At 44.3% G+C, this 25,994-nt stretch carries 21 protein-coding genes; 12 read left to right on the top strand and 9 right to left on the bottom strand.

The window, feature by feature from the left end:
- Window positions 1-11 precede the first annotated feature (11 nt).
- Window positions 12-1,451, top strand: a complete 1,440-nt coding sequence (gene cls, locus CHH91_RS00815) for a cardiolipin synthase (RefSeq protein WP_095221040.1) — start codon at window positions 12-14, stop codon at window positions 1,449-1,451.
- A gap of 31 nt (window positions 1,452-1,482) precedes the next feature.
- Window positions 1,483-2,022 carry an acyl-CoA thioesterase gene (locus CHH91_RS00810; protein WP_095221038.1) on the top strand — a complete coding sequence of 180 codons (540 nt, stop codon included), beginning with the start codon at window positions 1,483-1,485 and terminating at the stop codon, window positions 2,020-2,022.
- A gap of 40 nt (window positions 2,023-2,062) precedes the next feature.
- Here CHH91_RS00810 and CHH91_RS00805 read toward each other — a convergent pair whose 3' ends face one another.
- Both CHH91_RS00805 and CHH91_RS00800 read right to left on the bottom strand, forming a co-directional pair.
- Window positions 2,063-2,890, bottom strand: coding sequence for a methyl-accepting chemotaxis protein (locus tag CHH91_RS00805; protein ID WP_483372375.1), 828 nt, complete (start codon window positions 2,888-2,890; stop codon window positions 2,063-2,065).
- Window positions 2,891-2,985: 95 nt separating this feature from the next.
- The gene (locus CHH91_RS00800; RefSeq protein ID WP_176465613.1) at window positions 2,986-4,587 is read right to left on the bottom strand and encodes an Eco57I restriction-modification methylase domain-containing protein; all 1,602 of its coding nucleotides are present in this window, start codon (window positions 4,585-4,587) and stop codon (window positions 2,986-2,988) included.
- Window positions 4,588-4,827: 240 nt separating this feature from the next.
- On the opposite strand from CHH91_RS00800, the gene pdxK reads away from it, so the two are divergent.
- The 3 genes from pdxK (at window position 4,828) to CHH91_RS00785 (ending at window position 9,047) form a co-directional block, all read left to right on the top strand.
- Window positions 4,828-5,637 carry a pyridoxine/pyridoxal/pyridoxamine kinase gene (gene pdxK / locus CHH91_RS00795; protein ID WP_095221032.1) on the top strand — a complete coding sequence of 270 codons (810 nt, stop codon included), beginning with the start codon at window positions 4,828-4,830 and terminating at the stop codon, window positions 5,635-5,637.
- Window positions 5,638-5,703: 66 nt separating this feature from the next.
- The gene (locus CHH91_RS00790; RefSeq protein ID WP_095221030.1) at window positions 5,704-7,602 is read left to right on the top strand and encodes an ABC-F family ATP-binding cassette domain-containing protein; all 1,899 of its coding nucleotides are present in this window, start codon (window positions 5,704-5,706) and stop codon (window positions 7,600-7,602) included.
- A gap of 206 nt (window positions 7,603-7,808) precedes the next feature.
- The gene (locus CHH91_RS00785; RefSeq protein WP_095221029.1) at window positions 7,809-9,047 is read left to right on the top strand and encodes an aminopeptidase; all 1,239 of its coding nucleotides are present in this window, start codon (window positions 7,809-7,811) and stop codon (window positions 9,045-9,047) included.
- A 45-nt stretch (window positions 9,048-9,092) separates the two neighbouring features.
- On the opposite strand, the gene recQ is transcribed toward CHH91_RS00785, so the two are convergent.
- The 3 genes from recQ to CHH91_RS00770 form a co-directional block, all read right to left on the bottom strand.
- Window positions 9,093-11,213, bottom strand: a complete 2,121-nt coding sequence (gene recQ, locus CHH91_RS00780) for a DNA helicase RecQ (protein ID WP_095221027.1) — start codon at window positions 11,211-11,213, stop codon at window positions 9,093-9,095.
- Window positions 11,214-11,327: 114 nt separating this feature from the next.
- Complete coding sequence (locus CHH91_RS00775) at window positions 11,328-12,659, bottom strand: hemolysin family protein (RefSeq protein ID WP_095221025.1); 1,332 nt, start codon at window positions 12,657-12,659, stop codon at window positions 11,328-11,330.
- A 123-nt stretch (window positions 12,660-12,782) separates the two neighbouring features.
- The gene (locus CHH91_RS00770; RefSeq protein ID WP_095221023.1) at window positions 12,783-12,962 is read right to left on the bottom strand and encodes an SE1832 family protein; all 180 of its coding nucleotides are present in this window, start codon (window positions 12,960-12,962) and stop codon (window positions 12,783-12,785) included.
- Between the two features lie 64 nt (window positions 12,963-13,026).
- Here CHH91_RS00770 and CHH91_RS00765 point away from each other — a divergent pair, with 64 nt between their 5' ends.
- Window positions 13,027-13,866: a GNAT family N-acetyltransferase gene (locus tag CHH91_RS00765; protein ID WP_095221021.1), complete on the top strand. Its 840-nt coding sequence runs from the start codon at window positions 13,027-13,029 to the stop codon at window positions 13,864-13,866.
- Between the two features lie 38 nt (window positions 13,867-13,904).
- Here the strand turns inward: CHH91_RS00765 and CHH91_RS00760 are convergent, their stop codons facing one another.
- The 3 genes from CHH91_RS00760 to CHH91_RS00750 all read right to left on the bottom strand — a co-directional run bounded on the left by CHH91_RS00760 (window position 13,905) and on the right by CHH91_RS00750 (window position 17,600).
- A complete protein-coding gene (locus tag CHH91_RS00760) occupies window positions 13,905-14,966 on the bottom strand; it encodes a bifunctional 3-deoxy-7-phosphoheptulonate synthase/chorismate mutase (protein WP_095221019.1) in 1,062 nt (353 codons plus the stop codon).
- Window positions 14,967-15,284: 318 nt separating this feature from the next.
- A complete protein-coding gene (locus CHH91_RS00755; RefSeq protein ID WP_095221017.1) occupies window positions 15,285-16,493 on the bottom strand; it encodes an MFS transporter in 1,209 nt (402 codons plus the stop codon).
- Window positions 16,494-16,505: 12 nt separating this feature from the next.
- Entirely contained in the window at window positions 16,506-17,600 is a 1,095-nt protein-coding gene (locus CHH91_RS00750; protein WP_095221015.1) for an AI-2E family transporter, read from the bottom strand.
- Window positions 17,601-17,773: 173 nt separating this feature from the next.
- Between CHH91_RS00750 and CHH91_RS00745 the strand changes: the two genes are divergently transcribed.
- From CHH91_RS00745 to CHH91_RS00720, 6 genes are all read left to right on the top strand, one after another.
- Window positions 17,774-19,492: a phospho-sugar mutase gene (locus CHH91_RS00745; protein ID WP_095221013.1), complete on the top strand. Its 1,719-nt coding sequence runs from the start codon at window positions 17,774-17,776 to the stop codon at window positions 19,490-19,492.
- A 259-nt stretch (window positions 19,493-19,751) separates the two neighbouring features.
- Window positions 19,752-20,540 carry a TerC family protein gene (locus CHH91_RS00740; RefSeq protein WP_095221011.1) on the top strand — a complete coding sequence of 263 codons (789 nt, stop codon included), beginning with the start codon at window positions 19,752-19,754 and terminating at the stop codon, window positions 20,538-20,540.
- 116 nt (window positions 20,541-20,656) lie between these two features.
- Entirely contained in the window at window positions 20,657-21,112 is a 456-nt protein-coding gene (locus CHH91_RS00735) for an OsmC family protein (RefSeq protein ID WP_095221010.1), read from the top strand.
- A 30-nt stretch (window positions 21,113-21,142) separates the two neighbouring features.
- The gene (locus CHH91_RS00730; protein ID WP_095221008.1) at window positions 21,143-21,556 is read left to right on the top strand and encodes a Fur family transcriptional regulator; all 414 of its coding nucleotides are present in this window, start codon (window positions 21,143-21,145) and stop codon (window positions 21,554-21,556) included.
- 109 nt (window positions 21,557-21,665) lie between these two features.
- Window positions 21,666-22,682, top strand: coding sequence for a metal ABC transporter solute-binding protein, Zn/Mn family (locus CHH91_RS00725; protein WP_095221006.1), 1,017 nt, complete (start codon window positions 21,666-21,668; stop codon window positions 22,680-22,682).
- Window positions 22,683-22,875: 193 nt separating this feature from the next.
- Window positions 22,876-24,120, top strand: coding sequence for an aminopeptidase (locus tag CHH91_RS00720; protein WP_095221004.1), 1,245 nt, complete (start codon window positions 22,876-22,878; stop codon window positions 24,118-24,120).
- On the opposite strand, the gene ligD is transcribed toward CHH91_RS00720, so the two are convergent.
- Window positions 24,121-25,905: a DNA ligase D gene (ligD, locus tag CHH91_RS00715; protein ID WP_095221002.1), complete on the bottom strand. Its 1,785-nt coding sequence runs from the start codon at window positions 25,903-25,905 to the stop codon at window positions 24,121-24,123.
- Window positions 25,906-25,994: the final 89 nt, after the last annotated feature.

Genomic DNA, 25,994 nt, shown 5'->3' with positions numbered 1-25,994 from the left:
GAGACGCTCATGTGCATATATTTGCGTATTTATTAGGATTATTAACTATCATAAATATTCTCCTGGCATTAGCGATTGTTTTCCTGGAAAGGCGCGATGCCAGTGTCACATGGGCATGGCTGCTCGTACTCGTCTTTATTCCGGTAGCGGGCTTCGTGATTTATTTGCTTTTCGGCCGCAAGCTCTCGAGTAAGATATTCACCTGGGATACGAAATCCAGACTTGGTGTGAAGAAGCAAGTACAGGCCCAATTACGCGCTATCGAGGAAGATACATTCGTCTATAAACAGGAGGCGGTTAAGGAATACAAAGACCTGGCCTACATGCATTTGCGGAACGATGATGCAATTTTGACGCAGGGGAATGATGTGGAGCTGTTCACGGATGGCCAGAAGAAGTTTCATGCGCTGCTGCATGATCTTTCGCAGGCAAAGGACCATATCCACCTTTTGTATTATATTGTGCGAAGCGACAAGCTTGGCGAACGGTTGGCAGATGTATTGATTATGAAGGCACAAGAAGGCGTCAAAGTTCGCTTTTTATATGATGATATGGGCTCGCGAAGTATCAAGAAGAACTATGTTCGCAGACTCGTAAAAGCTGGTGTTGAAATCGAAGCTTTCTTCCCGTCCTTCATTCCGAAAATCAATCTGAAGCTCAATCACCGAAATCACCGTAAATTGGCTATCATCGATGGGAAGGTCGGCTATATTGGCGGCTTCAATATCGGGGATGAGTATTTAGGTTATGATAAAAAATTCGGTTACTGGCGTGATACGCATCTGCGGATCACTGGAGAGGCCGTAAGAGCAATGCAGACACGCTTCATTTTGGATTGGAACCAAGCTTCCCGGCACGATATCGAATATGAAGACCGCTATTATTTATCTGAACCAGTCGGTAATGTCGGGGTCCAGATCGTTTCAAGCGGACCGGATTCTGAATGGGAGCAGATCAAGCATGGCTATATCAAGATGATTCTCTCTGCCAAGAAGTATGTATATATCCAGACGCCATACTTCATTCCGGATGAGAGTCTGGCGGATGCACTGAAGGTTGCTGTGCTGTCAGGGGTAGACGTCCGGATCATGATTCCGAACAAGCCGGATCATCCATTTGTTTATTGGGCAACTTACTCGAATGCTGGTGACTTGATCAAGGCCGGTGCCCAAGTTTATATTTATCAAAATGGCTTCCTGCATGCGAAGACGATTGTGGTGGATGATAAGATATCTTCGGTCGGAACAGCTAATATCGATGTCCGAAGCTTCCGTCTGAATTTCGAAGTAAATGCATTTTTATATGATCAAAATACGGCAGGGGTATTGAAAGAAAAATTTGAAGAGGATATCCTATTATCAACACAGCTTTCACATAAACTATATAAACAGAGGTCAAACTGGATTCGTTTCAAGGAATCCATTTCACGTTTGATCTCCCCGATCTTGTAGCCTAAAGTCTGGCGGAAAGAAGGAACCCATAGTGAAATCGAAACCATGTATCGCATCTTTGACAGTTAAAACGTCCCATGTACTTCCTCCTGATACGAACAACCACGGTACGCTGTTCGGAGGGACGCTCATGGCTCATATCGATGACGTAGCAGCAATCGCTGCATACCGCCATGCTAGACAGCTTGTTGTGACAGCTTCAACCGACAGTGTGGATTTCCTTGCACCGGTGAAAGTAGGAGATACAATCTGTGTAGAAGCATTTGTTACGTGGACAAACAATACCTCCATGGAGGTTTTTGTCAAAGCAGTGACAGAGGATTTGCGCACAGGAGACAGAAAGGTATCGGCAACAGCGTTTTTAACGATGGTTGCATTGGATGACAACAAACAGCCGGTTGTAGTACCAGAAGTATTTCCGGAAAGCCCGGAAGAGAAGTGGCTGCATGATGGTGCGCCGCAGCGTGCTGCCTATCGAAAGGAACGGTTGAAACGCTCCAAGGAAATGGCAGTGGCATTCGGAACAGACTATCCGTGGTTCCGTAACGATGGTCGTAATTTCGAAGAATAATAAGTAAGATGAGCCTGCTTTCATGCCAGGCTCGTCTTTTTTATGTCAGGATATTCTTTTCTGCATATTCACGAAGGTCAGCCGCTGTTTTTGTCAGCGTTTCAATTTCGGTCATAAACTCTGTAACAAGCTTGGCTTCCTCCTGGGAAGAGCTTGCAATTTCCTGGAAATCATTTTGCATCCGATTGATGGAATCCTTTATTGCACGAAGTGTGTCTTCGATACTGACAGTTGCATTCTTTGATTCAATACTGAGCTTGCGGACTTCTGTAGCCACAACTCCGAATCCGGCGCCAGCACTGCCTACGCGTGCTGCTTCGATGGCTGCGTTGAGACCGAGTAGGTTCGTCTGTTCGCTGATACCTTTGATTGTTCCTGCAATATCAGTTATTTTAGCAGAGTGTGCCACTGTATTGCGTGTATTCTCGGAGATTTGCTCAGTCGTTGCAGATAACTCCTCAGAATGCGCTGCAATATGCTGTATCTTTCCTAGTAAAGCATCGGTTGCGCTTTCCATACTGCTGATAATGTCCTTGAACAGATCTTGTTTGGCTGTCGTCACTGCACAATTCAAGCCGCCAATCATCTTCCCATCATCGTCTTTTATCGGGATGGAAATGCTATCAAATGGTACGCCGAATTGTTCTTTCGGTACTTTTACGATAGTAACGCCGTCTGGATTGACTTGCTTGAATTGCTTGTAATCTTCAGGTAATGGATCTCCAGCTTTATGGTGGAAGTTTAGATCTGCACTTGGAGAATAATACAGATACTGCTCTGCATCAAAAATGGTGATCATTGCTTCTTCTCTAAGGATTGCTTTTATATATGGCACTGCTGTTATGATTGCTTCAATTTTATTTTCCAATGTCATCCCCCTAGTAGCTATACATGTACATTCGTATCTATCGGAGGAATCCAGGATTAGTTTAGCGTTTTTAACCAAAAAAAGAGGAGCTTTTTTTACAGCTCCTCTTCCTCAAATGGTTGTATCCAATCATGAAACAACTCGTTCAGCAGCCGATAGTGGTGCTCCAATTCCCGCTGATCTCCGTCATGTGTCGTTAAATATTCGATTCGTCCGTATAGACTGCGGATTTCCTGCTTCTGATCCTCAGAAAGTGCGTGAACATCCAAGACAAGGGATGAGTTCAGATCATCAGGCTCCAGTTTCTTCAGATCCTTACCGTATTCCTTGTGAGGATTTGCCATTAGCTCCTGCGCTCTGTCACTGAGGAAATAAGCCATGAAAAGATCTGCATCTTGTTCATATTCCTCATAAAAATGAATACCGATTAACTGGTCCAGATGGCGGACATTGGTTTTATTTCGCACAAACTGTATCTGCTTCCGGTTGAATACACTTACCAAGATCGAAGCTGCGTCCACTACAGGATATCGGTACCATGGTTTGCGGGATCGGATGAGGTGGCGCTGATCGACGCGGTGGGCCTTGCCATCCTCCAGATACTGTACCAATGCATGATCTAATTGTTCATCATCAGCGTTCAGCAAAAGCATTTGTTCATCCTCTTGCACGAGCTGTTTGTAATCAATATACGTAAAAAAGGGATTTTTCAATTGTGCTGATTTAGAAATGCAAGGCAGAAAATGCTGCTTGCCGATGTTCCACTGGCGCATCTTGCTATTATTGAAGCAGAAATACTGATTTGATCCAGTTTTTATACCCTGTTTAGCTGCAGCAAAATGGTTAAGCGGCTGGACGTTCCTGAAACGTTTCTGGTCTTCCTGATAGAAATGTAATCTCCATTTATCAGCCGGGGCCAGATCCTGTTGGCGGCGAATGATACCCAGGGGCTTTTTCCGATCAGACAGCATATATGCTGCTGCCTGCTGAAGCTCCTCATTGGATTGCGTTCGAATAAACTCAATTGTGTCACTTCTATTTGACTTATCGAATAGCAGGAGAGAGCTGGTAGTCGCTGCCCCTTTGAACCAGCCCATCTGGATGTCAGTATTTATGATCATTTCCAAGCCGCTATCATCCAGAAGATATTCTTTTATTTTCGTCCCATACCGTGCATTCAAAAAGTCTGAAGGTACAATAAATGCAGCACGTCCGTGTTCTTCTAACTGATGCAGTGCTTTCAATATAAATAGACCGTACAAATTAGTATATGTAGAAAGCGAGACGCCCATATTCTGCCGGAATAAGTTTAAGTAGATTTCCTTCTCATCTTCGTTTCGAAAAGGAATATAGGGAGGATTGCATATAATACCGTCATATGTTTTGTCCCATCCATCTACAAGGAAATCATGCTCATATAGCTGAATGGACGAATGGGATGAGAAAAAGTGCCTGTTAGCTTCCAGAATCTCTAAGTCCTCATCGTAAGCGTCTATATCATATGTAGTTGGTATATCTTTAACCAGCTTCCCCATACCGACAGCAGGATCAAGCAGCCTCCTGCCCTCCAGATTATGCAGCACCCATTGTTTCATCATGTGTGCAATATAATCGGGGGTGAAATACTGACCATAATGCCGGCGATGGAGCGCAGAACTCTTATTTAAATATGATTCTTCCAATCCATACTCTTCCAACAGGGAACACCTCCTTAATAAAATAGGTAAAAACAACTAGATTCATTGTATTACAAATCCAACATAGTTTTCCAGTAAAAGGAGAGAGGATTGACGAAAAACCTTATATAATGCAGAATTCCTCAAAAGTTAACTCGGGCTCTTTGCTTATATGCAGGCTGGTTGATAGTCATGGAGGAAAAGGAGTATAATAAAACTAGTGAAAAAAATGACAGCATGTGTGCAAAAGGGGTAACGGACATGAAAAAAGCTTTGACAATTGCAGGCTCAGATTCCTCTGGCGGGGCAGGTATCCAAGCGGATCTGAAGACAATGCAGGAATTTGGCGTATACGGAATGTCTGCTGTGACGACAATCGTTGCAATGGATCCTTATAATAACTGGCATCATAATGTATTCCCGGTTGATGTGAATACTGTAAAGGAACAGCTCAATACGATCGTAGTAGGTGCTGGTGTTGATGCAGTGAAAACAGGAATGCTAGGTTCTCCGGAAATCATCGAATTGGCTGCAAACATGATTAAAGAAAACAATATACCAAATGTAGTAATTGACCCGGTTATGGTATGTAAAGGTGCGGATGAAGAGCTGCAGCCGGAAAACACAGTCAGTCTCCGTGAGAAACTAGTCCCGCTTGCGACTGTGATCACACCTAACTTGTTCGAGGCTGCTAAACTGGCGCAAATGCCACTTATTCATTCTGTGGAAGAAATGAAAGAAGCAGCACAGAAAATCCATGAGCTCGGTGCGAAATACGTCCTTGTAAAAGGCGGCAGCAAGCTTGAGACAGATAAAGCAATTGATGTGCTTTATGACGGAGAAAGCTTTGAAATTCTTGAGAGTGAGAATGTCGATACGACTTATACTCACGGTGCTGGCTGCACAAGTTCTGCAGCTATCTGTGCGCTGTTAGCGAACGGCAGCAGTGTGAAAGAAGCGATTTATGAAGCGAAGACATTCATTACAGAAGCGATTCGCGGAGGCTTCAAGCTTAATCAATATGTAGGCCCTGTCAATCATGGTGCCAGAAAGTCCATGCCGCAGCAATAAGCAGGGATGGATGAGGAAAAGCCGCCTGTACGGGCGGCTTTTTCCTTGTCCAGGAAGGAGGAGTACATGCGTATTTTCAGTGTAGAGAATCTTACGAAGACATATGGAGATAAACAGCTGTTTCAGGAAATCGAATTCCACATCGAAAGCCGTGAAAGAATTGGTCTGGTAGGTGTAAACGGAACTGGAAAATCAACTTTGCTGAAGGTATTGGCTGGTATCGAAAGTTCGGATAGCGGAAACATCGACCACAGCAAAACATTTCAGTTGGCTTATTTGGCCCAGGAGCCGGAATTGACTCCGGGTAAAACTGTTCTGGAGGAAGTTTTTAGCGGTACTAGTCCAATCCTGCAGACAATTCGTGCATATGAGGAAACACTCTCAAGCTTGGAGAAGGAGCCAGATAACGCAAAGACGCAAAATCGGCTGTTCACCCTTCAAGCTAAAATGGATGCAGAAGATGCATGGGATGCAAGTACGCAGGCGAAAACAATCCTGACGAAGCTTGGAGTAGATTATTATACAGCGCTTGTCGACACTTTATCAGGTGGACAGCGCAAACGGGTAGCATTAGCAAAAGCGCTTATTCAGCCTGCTGATTTGCTGCTTCTGGATGAGCCGACAAACCATCTGGATAACGAGACAATCGAATGGCTTGAAGGCTATCTGCCTAGCTATCCTGGAGCTCTTATGCTTGTAACACATGATCGATATTTCCTGAATCGGATAACGAGCCATATCTTTGAATTGGAGATGGGCAGTCTCTATCGATATGAAGGAAACTATGAAACATACTTGACGAAAAAAGCAGAACGGAAGGCTCAGACACTGCTGGATCAGGAAAAGCACCAGAATACATTGCGCCGGGAACTTGCATGGCTGCACCGCGGAGCAAAAGCCCGGACAACCAAACAAAAAGCACGGATCCAGCGAGTAGAGCAAATGAAAGAAACCAAGTTTCAGACACAGGAGAACGAACTGGACTTACAGGTTGGAGCAGCCCGTTTAGGAAAGAAAGTGCTGGAGGCAAAAGACGTAACGGTCCAATTCGGGGATAAGCCGCTATTCAGTCATTTCGACTTCCTGTTCAAACCAGGAGATCGTATTGGAATTATCGGTCCGAATGGGAGCGGGAAGACGACCCTTTTGAATACACTTGCAGGCAGAATCCAGCCGACAGCAGGGGAGGTTGAGACCGGAGAGACAGTAAAGCTGGGGTATTATACACAGCTGCAGCAGGATATGGACCAGCAGCTGCGCATTATTGACTATATTAAGGAAGTAGCCGAAGTTATCCATACTGCTGATGGTAACATCATCACTGCAGAACAGATGCTGGAGCAATTCTTATTCCCGCGGAATCATCAATATACGTATATCCACCGTTTATCAGGCGGTGAGCGAAAAAGGCTGTATTTGCTTCGTGTATTGATGCAGGAACCGAATGTCCTATTTCTAGATGAACCGACCAATGACCTGGATACGGAAACATTGGGCATTCTGGAAGATTATCTGGAGAGCTATCCAGGTGTCGTCATAACGGTTTCCCACGATCGTTATTTCCTTGACCGTGTAGTGGACCAGCTAATCCTTTTCGAAGGAGCAGGGGCAGTCTCAACGTTCTATGGCAACTATAGCGAGTACCGGGAAAAGGTTCAGGAACAGCCGAAACTGCAACAGACAAAGCCAGAGCCAGTCCAAGCGCAGAAAGAAAAGAAAAAGCAGAAGCAGAAGCTTTCTTATAAAGAACAGCAGGAATGGAACTCTATAGAAGACGAAATTGCTGATCTGGAAGAGCGACTGGAAGCGTGTGCCGAAGGGATAACCGAGGCAGGCAGTAACAGTGAGCGTGTCCAAGAACTGTTTACCGAGCAACAGGAGCTGGAACAGCAACTGGAAAAAAAGATGGAGCGATGGGAAGAATTATCCCTGCTAGTAGAAGAAATCGAAAGTCAGAAAAACTAAGAAAAGCGAAAGAAACCGTTTAGAAACGGAGCGGTAAGCAAGGGAGCCCGGAGTGGGGCGCTTTTCGCCATGCAGGGATACATTGCTTACAGCGCAGTTTCTGGTCACCGCAGCTACACATCCAAGGCATATTTCGTGCCAATTTGTGCATACTTTACTAGAATGGAAGAATAGTCTGAATTTAATGACGGGAAGGATTGATTCCAATGCCAGATAAGGAATTATTAGAAAAATATGCTGAGGTCGCTTTGCGTACAGGTGTAAATATCCAGAAGGATCAACCGCTATTCATCATGGCACCGCTTGACGGAGCGGAATTTGTACGCTTGATTGCAAAACGTGCTTATGAACTGGGCGCAAGTGAGGTACATATCAATTGGTCAGATGATACTCTCATGCTTTTGAAATATAAGCATCAATCTGAGGAAGTACTGACAGACATCCCTGATTGGCTGGTAGAGCAGCGTGCTTATTATATGAAGAAGGGTGCAGCACTTTTGCAGATTCGTTCCACTGACCCTGACCTTCTAAAAGATGTGGATGGAAACAAAGTGGCACAAGCAACAAAAGCTACTGCGCAAGCTTTGCAGCATCTCCGTCATTATACAATGAATGATATCGTTCCATGGACGATCATAACTATTCCGACAGACGCCTGGGCACAAAAAATCTTCCCAGGGAAATCTGCTGAGGAAGCAACGAAGCTTCTTTGGGATTCTATTTTCAAGATTGTCCGTATTGATCAGGACGATCCGATTCAGGCGTGGAAGGAGCATAATGCTACGCTGCACAATGCCCGCGACGTACTGAATGGCAAACGATACAAGAAGCTGCATTTTAAATCTGAAGGAACAGATTTGACGATTGGCTTACCAGAAGGTCATATTTGGAAAGGCGGTTCTTCTACTACCGAGGGCGGTACTGAATTCAATCCGAATATGCCGACTGAGGAAGTGTTCACGATGCCGCATAAATACGACGTGGAGGGAACTGTTACAAGTAAAAAACCATTGATTTATGATGGAAATACGATCGATAACTTCACACTTACCTTCAAAGAAGGAAAGGTTGTCGATTATAAAGCCGAGGTAGGTCAGGAGACATTGAAGCACTTGCTTGAAACAGACGAGGGAGCTTTGCGTCTTGGGGAAGTTGCATTAGTACCGCATGAATCTCCAATTTCCCAGTCTGGTCTCATCTTCTACAATACGCTGTATGATGAAAATGCATCCTGTCACGTTGCTTTAGGAAAAGCTTATCCGACTACACTGGAAGGCGGAGCTTCCATGAATGCGGAAGAGCTTGATAAGCATGGAGTTAACGACAGTTTGACACATACTGATTTCATGATCGGATCAGCAGACCTTTCCATTGACGGCATTTTTGCAGATGGATCATCCGAACCCGTTTTCCGTGATGGAAGCTGGGCAATCAAATTCGATTAAATAAAAACCCGTATTACTGGAGAAAGCCAGTAATGCGGGTTTTTTTCATTGATCTAGAATACCATGGTGCACGAGTACAGCGCGAATGGCATGGTAGTCACACGCTACATCCATTTGTTCCTTGATTTCCCGAAGCTTTGGAAGTGTATCATGCTGCTTCAGTACATCGAGAACTGCTGTTTCCTGCTCTGATGTAAAAAACTGCTGCAGGTCCAGTGGTTCTCCATCTGCATAGGCTTTGAAAAGATGATTGCTGACAGTCATTGGAGTCAAGCCTCTATCCTTTGCTATTTCTTCCATGGAACTGCCTTTCTCAAAGGCTTCAAAACTGATTAGATGACTTGGAGTATCTTGCTTTTCCTGGAGTAATGGCTTTTGATCACGGTTAGGTACAATCGCTGTCTGCTCATGCTGCTTTAGCACTTCAAGGAATTGGTCTCCATACTGTTCCATCCGTCTTTCCCCGATACCTTTTATCCCCAGCATCTCATCTTGCGTATGCGGAATGTATCGGCATAGCTCTTTTAGTGTTGCATCCGAGAAGATGACGTATGGAGGCAGTCCTTCTGCTTGGGCAATCTGCTTGCGCAATTCCCGCAATTCTTGGAATAACGCTTCATCATAATCCGCTTCGGCTGTCTCGGTAGCTTTGGCAATTTGCATCATCACTTTCTTTTCACCTTTAAGAATTTGGACAGCTTCATCTGTTAGTGTCAGAACAGGATATTTATCATCAGTTGGAGCGAGAATCATTTCAGCAGAAAGATAATGAATGAACTGTGTGATATCCTTTTCTGTCCGATTTTTCATAATGCCGTACGTGGAAAGACTTTCGAGACCGAATTGCTTGATTCGTTTGTCCTTGGAACCTTTCAATACCTTCGCAACCAATACAGCACCAAAGCGCTCATCCATCCGTTTGATGCAGGAAAGTACCATTTGCGCTTCTCGTGTCATATCCGTTTTCTCGAATTCATTCAAGCAGTTGCTGCATCTGCCGCAATCCTCTGGGATGTGCGGATCTTGAAAATAGTGAAGCATATACGTCTGGAGGCAGCTCTGTGTATGGCAGTAATTCATCATCTGCTGCAGTTTTTGATATTCCGCTTGTGTATCGGAAGATGAATTTTCAATTAGGAACTTCAGTAAATGTACATCCTGACCTGAGAAGAGCAGTACACAATCACTCGGTTCACCGTCACGACCTGCACGGCCTGCTTCCTGATAATAGGCTTCCATATTCATAGGCAAGGCATAGTGCAGAACATAACGTACGTTACTTTTATCGATACCCATTCCGAAAGCATTCGTTGCGATCATGACACTGACTTCATCTTGGATGAAGGAAGATTGTGCGGCCTGTCGGTCTGCCTCGCTCATGCCAGCATGGTATTTGGCTGTTTTGATTCCTTGTCGGTCCAGGAACAGGGAAAGCTGGTCGACTAGCTTTCTAGTAGGTGCGTAGATGATACCGGTATCCTGCTTGCGTTTTTGAATGAAATCCAGGATGTAGCGCTCCTTATCTGCACCTTTAACTACTTGAAAGCGAAGATTATCACGAGCAAAGCCTGTGCGAGTCGTGAAGTCTTCCTGGATATCCAGCAGTTTCTGAATATCGTCTGCTACCTGCGGCGTGGCAGTAGCGGTCAGAGCCATGACAGGCGGTGTCTCTGTCAGTTTATCCAGTATGCTGATAGCAGATCGGTAGCTTGGGCGAAAATCATGTCCCCACTGGGAAATACAGTGAGCTTCATCAAAAGCAATCAGGCTTATCGAAAGGCGACGGATCATGTGCAGGAAACGAGAATTCTCCAGTCGCTCTGGTGCCACGTAAAGGAAGGTGAAGGCACCTTCTGCAGCTTGCTGCATCGTCCATTCCATTTCGGCAGCTTCGAGTGTGCTGTTTATATAAGCGGCAGGTATATCCATTGCCGTCAGTGCGTCGACCTGATCCTTCATTAAGGAGATAAGCGGAGAGATGATCAGTGCAGTACCATGGCGCATTAAAGCGGGCACCTGGTAACATATCGATTTTCCTCCGCCTGTCGGCATGATCGCTAATGTATTTTCATTCTTCATCACATGCTCGATTACTTCGGCTTGTCCTTTACGGAAGGTATCGTAGCCGTAATAATCCTTCAATATTTGCTGCGCTGTAGCTTCCACGTTCAAAACCCTTTCCTATTTCTCATTACATACAGCATAACATGATTAGAGGCTTCATCGCTTTTTAGTCGAAAAATAAGAAACTGCCTGTTATGGAACAGGCAGTTTCTTGTTTTAAATCGTTGCCTCGCTATGCGGGCGCTTCAATTCAATTTTAATTTTCTCCAGTCGATTATCCCGTACAGATTCTACAGTGAAGAGCATGTTTTCATATTCCACAACTGTATCGGAATCCTCATCAGGGATCGAACCGATGCGGCTTAGAATGAAGCCTGCAATCGTATCAAAGTTCGGTACATCGATATCTGTATCGAAGAAATCATTGAATTCATCAATTTGAAGGGAACCGCTCGCCATATACGTATTATCATCGATACGGGTCAGCTCTCCTTCGATTTCATCGTATTCATCATCTATATCTCCGACAATCTCTTCAATCATGTCTTCCATCGTGACGATACCGGAAAAGCCGCCATACTCATCGATCAGGATTGCAAGATGATTATGTGTCTGCTGCAATTCTTTTAAAAGGTCATCAATGTATTTAGTCTCGGGCACGAAATGCGCTTCCCGCAAAATAGCTTCGAGTCGCACTCCATCAAATCCATATTCTCGTACTGCTTTGAAATAATCCTTCATGTTCAGAATACCGACGATAGTATCGCTGTCTGTCTGGTAGACCGGAATTCTGGAATATTTCTGTTCGAGCAGAATATCTGCAAGTTCTTCAGCTGGGGTATCGATGCTTAGGGTGAATGTATCTGTCCGCGGCGTCATGATTTCACGTGCAATTTTATCATCAAGGTCGAAAACACCTTTGATCATATCGAATTCATCCGCGTTCAGGATTCCTTCCTCCTGTCCAGTCTGAGCCAGAAGTTTGATCTCTTCCCTGGAGACCTTTTCGGCTTCTGCATCATTTCCAACACGTGTGATTTTCACAAGTACATTCGTGGAGAAGGAAAGGAATTTGACGAATGGCATTGCGATTTTACTGATAAATAGAATCGGTGTGACAGAGAATCTGGCAATCTTCTCCGCGTTTTGAAGGGCAACCCTTTTCGGGAATAATTCACCGAATACAAGTGTTACATAAGACAGCAAGACAGTAATGACCACAACGCTGATTTGCTGTGCGTAAGGAATATCTCCAAGTACACCAGCGAATCGATCTGCAAGCCCGGTAGCAGCTGAGGCACTTGAGAAGAAGCCTGCCAGCGTAATACCCACTTGGATAGTTGCGATGAACTTACTAGGATCAGCAATAAGTTTTTGCAGCATTGCCGCTTTCTTATCACCTTCGTCTGCTTGCTGTGAGATGCGGTTCTTATTCAGTGAGACCAATGCAATTTCTGCTGCAGCAAAAAAAGCATTCAGTACTGTTAAAATACCAATCAATACGAGTTGGAGTAAAACTGGACTCCCAGGATCATCCGGACTATTCATGTATAAAATCTCTCCCTTAAAAAAATAAACGCAAAAAATGCGTTTTCATTATATCCATTATACGCTTTTTTTATGTGTAATCCAAATACTCTGCATGTATTAGTATATCCGGGAACTGTGGAATTATTCCAGTGCCCGGATCTGCTGGCGAAGCGATTTGATCTCGATTTCCATCTCCTCAAGCTGTCTTTCCATGTGGGCAGCGCCAGCACCGCTTGATGCCAGTTTGTCAGCGTCTGCCTGCACGCTTGCATACGTCATTTTCAATTCAGCCAGTTTGGTTTCCAGCTCTTGTCTATTCATATCATCACCTCTACACTAAGAATAGGAAAGAAGGAGTCTAAACGTCAAGCGAGGAGGGGAAAGGATGCGTTTTATCCAAGAGCAGGATGTGCATCGGCTGCTGGAAAAAGCGGAATCATTTTTATTGGAGCGTGAAGCAGAAAATAATCTGCTGTTGGGTTTGCTTGGCAGAATGGCAGAGGGAGAAGATATGGGATCGGTTTTTGGGTATGGCGAGGACAATGATGGAATTCGGCTAGTCTTCTTGAATACAAAAGGAAATCGGATCATCCTATCTGATGGCGCAGTCTGGACTGAGGAAGAAGCTGCCCAGCTAGCTGAGCTTGTTCAAACTTTAACACCCGATCTGCCCGGAGTTATCGGTCCAGTAAAACAAGCGAATCAATTTGCGGGAGCTTGGCAGCAGCTGAACGAAACACAGGTAAAAGTACACATGAATCAGTTCATCTATCAGCTCGATAAAGTAACGGATATAAGTACTGCCAGAGGGGAGATGCGTGCGGCCGTTAATGATGATTTCGTCCTGTTACGTGATTGGCTAATGCAATTTGGAAAAGTTACTGGAGAACATATGACAGAGGAACGAGCGGATACAGTAATCGGCAGACTGATTGCGCAAAAGCGGATGTACGTCTGGACGGTTGATGGTCAGATCGTAAGTATGGCTGGCTGCTCAAGAGAAAGCCGGAATGGGATTGTGATTAACGCGGTATTCACTCCTGAGGAACAGCAGCGAAAGGGATATGCCCAGACGCTCGTAGCGGCACTTTCTGCGAAATTGCTGGAGGATGGGAAGCAATTCTGCTGCTTGTTCACAAATGCGGATGATCCCGGACCCAACAAGCTGTACCAGAAAATTGGCTATCGAAGAATAGCTGAGAGCTGTGCAATCGACTTTAAATAAAAAGAGGACCGTCACAACTAGTGACGGTCCTCTTCGTTTTAGATCTTGCTTTGGAAGGCAGCGAGTTCTTTGTAGAATTTATCGAATGCTGGAATATCCATTTGCTGACCTGCATCAGACAATGCAACAGCAGGATTCGGATGAACTTCAGCCATGACTCCATCTGCACCGACAGCCAATGCAGCTTTCGCGCATGGAAGCATGATATCTTTTCGGCCAGTAGAGTGTGTCACATCAACCATTACAGGAAGATGCGTTTCCTGTTTCAGGATTGGTACAGCCGAAATATCCAATGTATTCCGTGTCGCTGTCTCATACGTGCGGATACCGCGCTCGCAAAGGATGATTTGGCCATTGCCTTCGGAGTGGATGTATTCAGCCGCTGCAATGAATTCTGAAATAGTACCAGACAGGGCGCGTTTAAGCAGGATAGGTTTGTTGGTACGTCCTGCTTCTTTCAGTAATTCAAAGTTTTGGGCGTTACGTGCGCCGATTTGGATGACGTCGACAAAATCAAGTGCTTTCTCGATATCATGCGGAGTGACGATTTCACTGATGACTGCCAAATCGTATTCATTTGCTGCACGCTTCAGAATTTCCAAGCCTTCTACACCTAAGCCTTGGAAGTCATATGGTGATGAACGGGGCTTGAAGGCACCGCCGCGTAGTAATTTAAGTCCTTTGTCTTTTAAGGATTCCGCTACCGCAGCCACTTGCTCGTAGCTTTCCACAGAACATGGTCCAAAGACGAAGCTTGCCTTACCAGTACCGACCTTTTCACCTTTCAAGTCGATAACTGTATCTTCGTTTTTATAAGCGCGGGATACAAGCATCGGACGCTTGCTTGCGGCCTCTTCTTCTTTCGTCTTCGCTTGCAAAACAGCCTTGAAGATCGAATCCATCGTGGAATCTCCAAGCACACCAGCTTCATTCTGTGCTTTTAGTTCTGCCAGAAGAAGTTTCTCGGACTGGCTGCGTTCACTTTCAGGAAGATCCTTCAGCTGCTGCTTAAGGCTTGCCTGTTCGTTCAACAATTTCAACAGCTCGAAATGTGTTTGTTCGTACTGTTTTTTCAGCTCCAAAACATTTGTAGTCTGCATAAGTAGATCCTCCTTATAAGTATGGAATACCCTAAAATACTCTTCAATAGCCCATTCAGCCGGAATCAGTTATCTTGCAAGCCTGAATTCCCGGTTCCCGGGGAAATCCCTTGCAAACCGCTGCCGCTCTGAAACGGGTTATGGAAGAAACACAACATCAACATCGCTATCCGAAATAAATACAATGTTGAAAATATTATCCCTATACTACATGCTTTTATAAATAAATACAAATGAAAGCACCAAAGTATGCAGAAAAAAGGACGATAGTACCTGTTTACCCGTGATTACCGATGTATCTCATTTTTGTTGTATTCTTTATAATTTCTTTACATTTAAAGCGTGCTGCTGATCTCTTCGACGCTTGATAACAAAATCGGTCAACGTGAACAAAAATACGAGCAAAAATAGGAAACTCGACATTTGGAACAGGGTAGATGTCGAAACGAATTGATGCAGGATGCCAAGGATGATGGCACTCAAACCGATGCCAAAATCGATAGATGAATAATACATACCATTGGCAATGCCGCTTCTTTCTACATCTGTCTTGGAAATTGTCCACGCTTGCAAAGCGGGGATCATAGACCCATAACCGATTCCGAATAAGGCACCGGAGACGATGAAATACCAGTTAGCTGATGCTATGCTGAGTATCCACATGGCAAGGAAAGCAACAACGGAACAACCCATGATCAGCACCCAAGGTCCCTTGGCATCGAACAAGCGGCCAGTAAATGGTCTGGAAACCGTTGCGCATAAAGCATTGGCTAAATAAAAGAGAAATGTTCCAGTAAGCTGCTGTTCCTGACCAAAAAGGACAAGATAAGTGACGATGGAACCGTACCCGAATGATGTAAGGAACGTAATGAATACAGGATAGGCACTTTTCTTTTCGATCAATGACTTAAAAAAAGAAAATTTAGGAGGCTGGGCTTGGTTTCGTGACAATGCTTCAGGTTCAGCATATCGAGTCAGTGCCAGAAATAGAAAAGCAACCATGCCAAGTACGATCGATACGAGGATTAGCGTCCGAAAGTTATAAGTTTGATAGAGGAAGATACCGACACTTGGTGCAATGATCATACCGATAGTAATAGAAAGACCGAAATAACCCATGCCTTCTCCGACACGCCTTCTCGGTACAAGGTCAACCGCGGCTGTGCCATTTGTGGTGGTGCTCCATCCCCAAGCTGCTCCATGCAGAAAGCGGAATATTAATAGAAGTGTAACAATTTGGGTGAAGGGATATAGAATTGCACAGACGAGCAAAAGGAAAGAACCGATCAGTATCGGCGTTTTCCTTTTCTTCGTCAGCAGGATATGGCCAATGAATGGCCTGATTAGAATCGCAGCAATCGAAAATGCTGTTGTTACCAATCCAACCTGTAAGCTGCTGCCGCCAATGGAGGCGATATACGGCGGCAGATTCGGCAGCAGCATCTGGAAGCTCATAAAAGTGAACAAATTGCCCAGCAATAAGAAAATGAAGGCTCTTGTCCATAAGGGAGGCTGATTGTTTACCATATAGTTGACCTCCTATTCTGCTTGAACTCCAGCAGCAGATTTTTTCTTCATCCTATAATCGACCCATTCATGGTAGAAGTGGGAGATGATAGTCTTACACACGGCATAGAATGGGATGACGAACAGAAGACCGAGGAAGCCAGCAATGTTTCCGGCTGCCAGAATAAGCGTGATAACTGTCAGCGGATGGATACTCAGTGCTTTTCCCATGACATTCGGAGAAATCAGGTTTCCTTCAATCTGCTGGGCAATGAGCATGACGACTGCAGCTAAGATAGCTAGTTTTGGTTCTTGGAATAAAGCAACAAGAATAGCAGGTACAGCAGCTAGGTACGGACCGAGAAACGGAATGACATTAAAGACCAGTCCGATAATAGCGAGAGTGAAGGCATACTTGAGATCGATAATCACATATCCGATAAATAACATCGTGCCGACACACACCGATACAATGAACTGACCTTGGATGAAGGATGCTAACGTATGATTCAAATCCTCCATCAGCTTCTTAACACTGGCACCTTTTCTCTTATCGAAAAATTTTGTTATAAATGGAATCAATTTTTCTCCGTCTTTAAGCATAAAGAATAAGAAAAAGGGTATCAAAACCAATGTGAACAGAAAGTTGACCAGGCTGGAAATGAATCCGATCAGATAACCTGGAACATCCTGCAAGCTGGATTGTAAGGTTGTTGCGAAATTTTGAATGGATTCCTCTACTTGATCAGGTAATGCAGAGTGATTTTCCTCCCAATAGTCCACAATCGACGTGAGTTGATTTGTGATGCCCGGGATGTTATTCACCAATGCCTGATATTGGGTTTGCACGATTGGTGCAGCGAATTTGTAGACGAAATATACCAGCGCAATCAAGAGCAGGAATATCGTTAGGATGGCTACCCATTTTGGGAAGCGGATTTTCTCCAGGAGCCGCACGAGCGGTTTGGTGATATAGAATAGAAGGCCGGCTGCAATCATCGGGAATGCAATCGCTCCTATGTATGTAGCCAGAGGCTGGAAGATGAAATCGACTTTCGCAATCAACAGTATAAGTGTGAAAGTCAGAACAGCGGCCACAAGGCCTTGGAACCATTTTTTCTGAGTCAACTTAGATCAGTATCCTTTCCAATTATTGATATAGCTTAGCATAGCATAGCCGGGCTATGGCGTAACCCTTTCCCCAAGTATTTATTAAATTTCCAGCAGGATGGGATTCTGCGCCAATTCAACTTACAAATGTGATAGGATATCACTATACTTATTTTTCAGGAGGAAAACTCATGGTATGGCAAGATACATATAAGAAATGGACTATATTCAAAGCACTTGATCCGAAATATAAAGAGGAGCTGACGAAGCTTGCTGATGATGAAGCAGCTTTGGAGGATGCTTTCTATAAAGAATTAACATTTGGTACAGGCGGTATGCGTGGTGTGCTTGGTGTGGGTACAAACCGTATGAACATTTATACTGTCCGCAAAGCTGTAGAAGGTTTGGCTGTATATATGGAAAAAAACATTTCTGATTATAAGGAGCGCGGCGTAGCTGTTGCATATGACTCTCGTTACATGTCTCCAGAGTTCGCGGATGAAACGGCACGTGTTCTTGGAGCACATGGTATTCGGGCGCATGTATTCGAATCCCTGCGACCAACTCCGCTTCTATCATTTGCGGTACGTCATCTTAACGCTGCTGCTGGTATCATGATTACAGCAAGCCATAACCCACCTGAATATAATGGCTTTAAGGTGTATAACGAAGATGGCGGCCAAATTCCTCCTGAACAGGCAGAAGCTATTATTGCGGAAATTGCAAAGGTGGAAAACGAACTGGCTGTGGAGGTTGAAGATCTGGAAACTATCCGTGAAAACGGTTTGCTGCATTCGATCGGGGAAGATGTGGACAGTGCCTACCTGAAGGAACTGAAAACAATCTCTTATATGTCTGATTCTGCGAGAGAGCAATTGGACAAGCTCCAAATCGTGTTCACTCCGCTGCATGGTACATCTCATGATCTTGTTTTGCGTGGTTTGGACCAGCTTGGCTTCCAAAATGTTCATGTGGTCAAAGAACAAGCAAAGCCGGATCCAGAGTTTTCTACAGTTGAATCTCCAAACCCAGAGGAGCATCAGGCTTTCACACTCGCTATGGAGCAAGGAAAGGAAATTGGAGCAGATGTTCTGATTGGAACCGATCCGGATGCAGACCGTCTCGGAGTTGCTGTACAGGACGGAAATGGTGCTTATCAAGTGCTGACAGGAAACCAGCTTGGTACATTGATGCTGGATTACGTGCTGGCGAATGCTTCAGAAGCTGATTTGCGTAACGGAAAACTAATCAAAACAATCGTAACGACTGAAATGGGACGTGCGGTAGCAGCTTCTTATGGTGTCGATACAATCGATACCCTTACTGGTTTCAAGTATATCGGTGAAAAAATCAAGCAATTCGAAACAACAGACGAGAATTTCTTGTTTGGCTATGAAGAGAGCTATGGTTATTTGATCGGTGACTTTGTCCGTGACAAAGATGCTGTGCAGGCTGCTATGATCGCTTGCGAAATGGCTGCGCATTGGCGTGCTCAAGGGAAGACATTGCTTGAAGCATTGCATGTATTGTATGAGAAGCATGGCTTCTTCCTGGAAGATCTTCATTCCATTACGCTAAAAGGCAAGGATGGCGCTGAGAAGATTGCCGCTATGATGGATGCTGTACGCGCAGACACACCACAAGAGCTCGGCGGCCTGAAGGTACTTACAGTGGAGGACTATTCCACACAAACACGCCGTATTCTCGAATCCGATACGGAAGAGAAAATCACACTTCCACGGGAAAATGTCATCAAACTATTCCTTGAGAAGGATAGCTGGGTATGCCTGCGTCCATCCGGAACAGAGCCGAAGATCAAGAGTTATTATGGTGTGAACAGTGCAAGCCGGGAAAGCAGTCTGGAGCTGTTAGAGAAGCTCAAAGCAGATCTTGGCAAATACCTGCAATAAATTGTTGACATTCGCCTTGTATTCTACTAGACTGAATGTGTGATAAGCGCAATATGCTTTTAAAGGGGAGTAGCTGTACAGTAAAGTCGTCATTCCGAGAGAAATCTCCGGCTTTATTGGCAACTCAGACGTTGTTAGCGAGACCTTTACCTTCTTGGTAAAGGTCTCGCTTTTTTTTAGTAAAAAGTGTTACGCCTTTACTAAGATGGGGTATGATTGCAAAGATAATCGCATACTACACTTAAAGGAGCGTAACTACATGGATGCACAATTACTTCTCGAGTATGGCTGGGTTCTGATTGTCCTTGTCGGACTTGAAGGACTGCTTGCAGCGGATAACGCATTAGTACTAGCAATCATGGTAAGGCATTTACCTGAAGATCAACGTAAAAAAGCACTTTTCTATGGATTAATGGGAGCATTTGTATTTAGATTCCTATCGCTATTCGTCATTTCTTTCCTTGTCGATGTATGGCAAGTACAGGCGATTGGTGCTGCGTATCTATTGTTCATATCCATAAAGAACCTGTACGACAAATTCAGTGCCAAGAACAATGATGTTGCTAACAAGAAGCCGAAAAAAGAGAGTGGCTTCTGGATGACTGTTTTGAAAGTTGAGCTTGCTGACATTGCTTTTGCAGTTGATTCTATTCTTGCTGCAGTAGCACTCGCTGTTGCACTTCCTCCGACTGGCTGGGGCCAAGTAGGAAGCATGGATAGCGGACAGTTTTATGTAGTCTTTGCAGGCGGTATCATTGGTCTGATCATTATGCGTTTTGCAGCTAACATTTTCGTGGACCTTCTTCACTCTAGACCAGCTTTGGAGATTGCAGCCTTTATTATCGTAGGTTGGGTAGGGGTTAAGCTCACAGTTAGTACACTTGCGCATGATGCGGTGGGTGTGTTGCCACATGACTTTGCTCATTCCACTACTTGGAAATTAATCTTCTATGGTGTATTGGTTGCAATTGCAGTAGTCGGCTGGATTGTGTCCGGTAAAAACAAAGGTGATCATAAAAAAGAGGATTCCGCTGGCGGAACTGAATAATTTTAAAAAACCTTCTACCTTTTGGTAGAAGGTTTTTTGATCAGACATTTTGTTTTTCCTGCTTAGAAGCGTTAAAATGGAAGATAGCACAACGATAGCAGAAGGGGACGAGTACCATGTCAGAACATCATTTTCATTTAGCGGCAGCCTGGCCGGGAGGCAGAAACAGCTCCGGTACAATAGAAGCAGGAAACCTGAAGACGGAAATCAGTATTCCGCCAGAAATGGGTGGCCCCGGCATCGGTACGAATCCAGATGAGATGCTGCTCGGAGCAGCGGCAACTTGCTATATCATCACGTTAGCAGCAATGATCGAACGTGCTAATCTGCCACTATCATCAATGAAACTGGAATCAGAAGGTATTGTTGACGAAACAAATGGCGTAATTACGTACAAGCGAATTATCCATAGACCTACAGTATATTTGAAAGAAGAAGCGACAGAGAAGCAATTCCAGATGCTGGAGAGGCTTGCCGTCAAGGCGGAAGAAAGCTGTATGATCACAAGAGCGATTAAAGGAAATGTGGAAGTAAGCTTAGAGGCAGACCTGAATATCGAGAAGAAATCATAATAATTTTGCAAGATAAAGGACGGAAAGCGTATGAATAATGAACGTGCGATGCATATTCTGAAAGAGAATGGCTTTAAGCAGACAAAGCAGCGCGAAAAACTGCTGGATATCTTCCAGAAACGGTCCCAGTATTCTGCGGTGAATGATCTTTGGAAAGAATTTCGTGAGGACTTTCCGAGTGCCAGCTACGATACCGTGTACCGTAATCTTTATACGATGGCCGAACTTGGTATCCTGGAAATGACAACTATTGACGGTGATAAGCATTTCCGTTTCCATTGCAATATAGAAGGCCATCATCATCATTTCATCTGCAAACAATGCGGCATTACGAAAGCAATTGATGTTTGTCCTATAGCAGATGTGAAAACGGTGCTGCCAGGTGGCTATACAATAGAAAACCATAATTTCGAAGTGTATGGCATTTGCCCTGCCTGTCAATAATTGATAGGCAGTATTTTTTTGTGAACGAAACGTAATTATTACTGTTTACAAATAGTAATGGTTACGATATAATCTCGATTAGAGCTTATATGTAACGGGAGGAATCATTTTGAAGAAATCATTATTTTTAATCAGCACGGCCTTGCTTTTGGTTCTGCTTGCAGCTTGTGGAAATGACGACAGTCAAAAAAGCACAGAAGATGGAAAGCTTAAGGTTTATACAACGATTTATCCAATTCAGTATTTTGCTGAACGAATTGGCGGCGACCAAGTGGAAGTGGAATCCGTACTACCGCCTGGAAGTGATGCACATAACTTCGAGCCAACGTCGAATCAGATGGTGGATATCGCGAAATCAGATGCATTCCTCTATTCGAGTGATGAGCTGGAAACATACGCTAAAACGATTGCCGATGCGGTAGGGGACGAAGATGTTAAGATAGCCCAATTAGCAGAAGGTATCAACCTGCTTCCTTTCGAAGAAGAGCATGATCATAGTCACGAAGCTACGGAAGAAGAGCACGATCACAGTCAGGAGGCTACGGAAGATGAACATGATCATGAAGAAGAGGCAACAGAAGAAGAGCATGACCATGGAAGTATCGATCCGCATTACTGGCTTGATCCGGAACGTGCAAAGCAGATGGCGGAGAATATGAAAAATACACTTGTTGAGCTTGACCCAGATAACGAAACAACATATGAAGACAACTATGCAGCGGTAGCGAAAGAATTGGACGAACTTGATCAAAAATTCCAACAAGCTGTAGAAGGCAAGGATAACAAGAAAATCATCGTTTCTCATGCAGCGTATGGATACTGGGAAGATCGTTATGGTATCGAACAAATTGCTATAACTGGTCTTTCACCGACAAATGAACCTTCACAGCAGGAATTAGAGGAAATCATCCATACTGCAGAAGATAACAAGCTTAATTATGTATTGTTCGAACAGAATATCTCGCCAAAGGTTGCAACCATCGTTCAAGATGAAATCGGAGCAGACGTACTCAGAATCCATAACCTGGAAACGGTCACGGAGGATGAAATCGATGCAGGTGAAGATTACTTCAGTCTGATGGATAAAAATATCGAAACATTGGAGCAAGCTTTGACGAATAAATAAGAGTGGACTAAATCGAAGGCCCGAACTTTGACATGAATCTTCAAAAAAAAGATTTGTGTGAGTTCGGGTTTTTGACTGCTCAGGAAATTAATTATTCTTACGCAAAACATTCAGTTATGTCTAATGTTTCGTGAATATTCTAATTTTACGATATAATAGGTGGGTATATTTGTTTTAATGGAGGGGTATTCAAATGAAAAAATTCGAAGAACAGCTTCGGCAATTCGCCAAACTGGCTATCCAGACCGGTGTTAATCTACAAAAGGGACAAGGACTTCTGCTTGTAGCACCGATTGAATCTGTCCGTTTCACTCGCATGGTAGCGGAAGAGGCGTATAAAGCAGGTGCTAAAGATGTACATACAGAGTGGTTAGATGATGAGTTGGTCGTTCAGCGTTATACACATGCTCCGATCGAAGCTTTGGAGAATGTACCTGCATGGAAATTTCATGCTCGTAACGAAATGGTCAAGGATAATTACGCAGTTCTGAATATCCTTGGTGAGAATCCTGATCTTTTGGAAAAAGTAGATGGATCCAAAGTTGCGGCATATATGAAAGCTGCTGGAAAAGGATTAACACCATATCGTGATTACATGATGAAGGACAAAATGCAATGGTCAATCGTTGCTTATCCGACCGTAGCATGGTCCAAGAAAGTGTTCCCGGACAAATCGGTCGAGGAAGCACAGGAAGCAATGATGGAAGAAATCCTGCGCATCAGCCGCGTGACGGGGAATGAAGATCCGAATGCTGCCTGGAAGGCGCATAATAAACAGCTGCACCTAGCTGCCGATTATATGAATAAGCAGCAGTTCTCCAAATTGATTTATAAAGCAAAAGGTACAGATTTATCAATCGAGCTTCCAAAAGGGCATATTTGGAGCGGCGGTTCTGGTCCGACAGACGCAGGGGTCGAATTCAATGCCAATATACCAACTGAAGAGGTATTCACAATGCCGCACAAGAATGGTGTGAACGGTACAGTCTCCAGTACACTGCCTTACAATTTCAATGGCCAGCTGATCGAAAATTTCCAGCTGACTTTCAAGGATGGCGAAGTGGTTGACTATAAGGCAGAAAAAGGCCAAGAAGCGCTGAAAAACCTTCTGGAAGCGGATGCTGGTGCTAAACGACTTGGCGAGGTAGCACTTGTTCCGCATAAGTCTCCAGTTTCACAATCCGGTTTGATTTTTTATAATACATTGTTCGATGAGAATGCTTCCTGCCACCTTGCATTAGGAAAGGCATATCCTACTTGTATTGCAGGCGGAAATGATATGACAGCCGCAGAACTAGAAGCGGCAGGCGTGAATGACAGCATCATGCATGAAGATTTCATGATCGGATCTGCTGATCTGGATATCGATGGCGTGAAAGAAGACGGAACTACAGTCGCAGTCTTCCGCCAAGGAGCATGGGCGTTCGAATTCAAATGATCATACCAATTGGATGATAGAATCCAGCCTTTGGCTGTTCCGGACTTCCCCATAGGAAGTAAAGGGACAGCCTTTTTGGCGTAAGCGCTCTGGCACAGTGAAAATGGTGAAGTCCTCAAGTAAGAGACCCTCTTTTACTTCCTCCCAAAACAATGGAGTACTGACAGAGCCGCTGCTGCGTTTTCGTGCCGTGTATGGAACTGGCAGTGTTTTTCCCATACCGAACTGAACATAATCGATATACAAACGCTCATGGCGATTTTTCTTCATTCTTTCAATTGTGAAAAGATCTGGATGCTGCTGTACGAGTAATCTTGCCAATGCTTCTGTAAAGGTGCCTGCTTGTTCGTAAGTAAGCTGGTTTTTAGGTAACGGGATGTACAGCTGCAACCCTTTGCTGCCAGAAGTTTTGATAAACGAAGAGAGCTGCATTTGATCCAGCCAGTTCTTCAGCAAATTTGCAGCCTTGATGGCCAGAGGAAGTGCATCATCCGTTGGCGGATCAAGATCAATCGCGATTTCCCGGGGAAACTCATTTCCGATATGGTGAAATGGTGCATGAAATTCGATACTTCCGTGGTTTGCGAACCAAATCAACGTCTGCAAGTCCGGACACTGCAATGACTTCGTATCTGGAATAAAATCAGGTGCATAATCAGGTCTGTGCTTCTGATAGAAAAAGTCCGCTTCAATTCCGTCGGGGCAGCGGATAATCGTCATCTCCCGATTTATCATATGAGGCAGCATGAATGGTGCGACGGTCCGAATATAAAGCAGATAACGCAGCTTATCAATATGTGCTTCTTCCCAATATAGCTTGTCCAGGTTGCTCAGCTCGACTGATTGCGGAAACTGGGCAAGATCTATAGCTGCTTGCTGTTCTGTGCAATCGGCTGCTGCCACTGTGGGGGCTAAACCATGGAATCTTGGTTCGCGTAATTCCTCGTCCGCCTGCCCGAGGCAATTTATCTTGGCGCAAACTGCTGGAGGGAGAAGCAGGAGATTATTTTCTGTTTTTCCATTTTCCTTAAAAAAAGCTGTCAGTGTGCTTCGCTCTGTTTCCTCCATCCCATGCTTGCATTTTCCGATCGGCACGAAATGACCTTTACCATCTGACAGCTGTGCATGGAAATAATCATTTTCCTTATCATATCCTGTCAGGATCGCAGTAATTGTACGCCAATTCTTTATCTTATACCAGTCATGATGCTGCTTTCCAGTCTTATATGTACTCGCTGAGCGTTTAGCTATAATGCCTTCACCCTGATGCAAAATGACAGAATCCATCAAAGCAGATGAGTCTAAGGAATAATCCACGTACCGTATAGCTCCTGAATGATTATCGAATAGGTCGATCAGCTCCTGTAATGCTTGCTTCCTGGAAGTCAGCCGCCGTTTTTCCTGATTCTTACCACGGTCAATCAGCAAATCAAAGGCCATCAGCACAGCAGGGCGGTTAGACGCAATCTGGTTGATCCGATCAGCTGATTTCAATCTGCCGCGTGTTTGAAGCAAACCAAAATCACCGCTAATTGCATTTTTAGGTATGATCAGTTCACCATCAATTGAGAAAGGGATGTGCTTATCCACTAAATCCATCTGCTGTTCAGCATACGAGATGATCTCGGGAAATTGGGGAGATAAATCGACTCCATTTTTGCTTGTCAGTGTCACACTGTCACTTGCAACTGTCAGAACTGCTCTAAATCCGTCATATTTCACCTCATAAATCCATCCTTCCCCGACCGGACAATCATCTCGATAGATAGGTTTCATTACCTGCATCGTATTCCACTCCTTTCTTTCTTAGTTTGAAGCATTGCACCGGAATTAAACATGGAACAGACGTACAAACTAGGATAAAAAGGAGTGAT

The sequence above is a fragment of the Virgibacillus sp. 7505 genome (assembly GCF_002272135.1).
Lineage (GTDB): Bacteria > Bacillota > Bacilli > Bacillales > Amphibacillaceae > Terribacillus.
This window is presented reverse-complemented; position numbering and strand designations above follow the sequence as displayed.